This window comes from Arthrobacter sp. B0427-1-12, from assembly GCF_059092905.1.
Map to the genome: position 1 here is coordinate 1 of NZ_JBNHIC010000164.1, position 1028 is coordinate 1028.

Below are 1028 nucleotides of genomic sequence, written 5' to 3' on the forward strand. Positions count from 1 at the left end.
TCAGGCGGCGGCCATGGCTTTGTGCAGGAATTTGTTCAGGATGTTGCCGGCGGCGCGGACGGAGGCCTGCGGGGTGCTTTTGTGCTGGTTGGTGTGGCTGAGCTGTTCGTGCAGGTAGAGCAGGGCGGAGAGGGCGTCGGAGAGTTCCCCGTCGGCGTCGGCGGTGGCGTTGAGCAGCCGGGCGTGCGCGGCGCGCAGGGCCGGGCCGGGGGCGCAGCCGAGTTCGTGGTGCAGGGTGCGGCGGCATTTTTCGTAGGCCTGCAGGCCTTCGGCGTAGCGGCCGGCGGCCTCCATGGCCAGGATCAGGGCGGTCCAGGCCCGTTCGTTGAGCTGGTCGGCGGCCAGGGCGTCCCTGGCCCAGACGATCGCTTCGTCGGCGTGGCCGAGGCCGAGGGCGGTTTCGGCGGCGGCCACGGTGGCGGCGGTGACGCGGGCGGCGTGGGCGGCGCGTTCGGTGCCGGCCCATTCGGGGGTCAGTTCGTCCCCGAGCAGCGGTTCGCCGGCCAGTTCCAGGGCCTGGCACAGCAGCGGGTAGGCGGCCTCGGGGGCGGCCGCCTCGGCGGCGCGCAGCAGGGCGTCGAAGCGGTCCAGGTCCAGGTCCAGCAGGGTGCGGTCGATCAGGTAGCCGCCGGTGGCGGTGCGCAGGGGTCCGGTTTTGGCGTGGCCGGGCTGGATGTTGCGGCGCAGCACGGACACGTAGGATTCGAGGGTGGGCAGGGCCTCGGCCGGGGCGTTGCCGGCCCAGAGCAGTTCGATCAGCCGGTCCTTGGAGACCGGGGTGCCGCGGTGCAGCAGCAGGATCTCCAGGATCTGGCGGGGCTTGGGTCCGCCGAGGCTGTGGGCGCTCAGTTCGGTGTCTCCGCGCCGGATGTGCAGGCTGCCGATCAGCCGGACGGTGATCGGCTGCGGCGGTGTCTGTGCTGCTGGCTTTTCCATGATGTCCCCCCTCAAGGAATCTTGATGTTTCAATCATGGCGCCTGCAAACAACCGCCCAAAGCCCCGCGTGGGGTGGACCCCCACCCCCAAA

The 1028-nt window shown here is 71.2% G+C and carries 1 protein-coding gene; it reads right to left on the reverse strand.

Translation table 11 applies throughout. The features are described from left to right. Positions 1–936 carry an AfsR/SARP family transcriptional regulator gene (locus AC5RWU_RS24345; protein ID WP_493986738.1) on the reverse strand — a complete coding sequence of 312 codons (936 nt, stop codon included), beginning with the start codon at positions 934–936 and terminating at the stop codon, positions 1–3. Positions 937–1028: the final 92 nt, after the last annotated feature.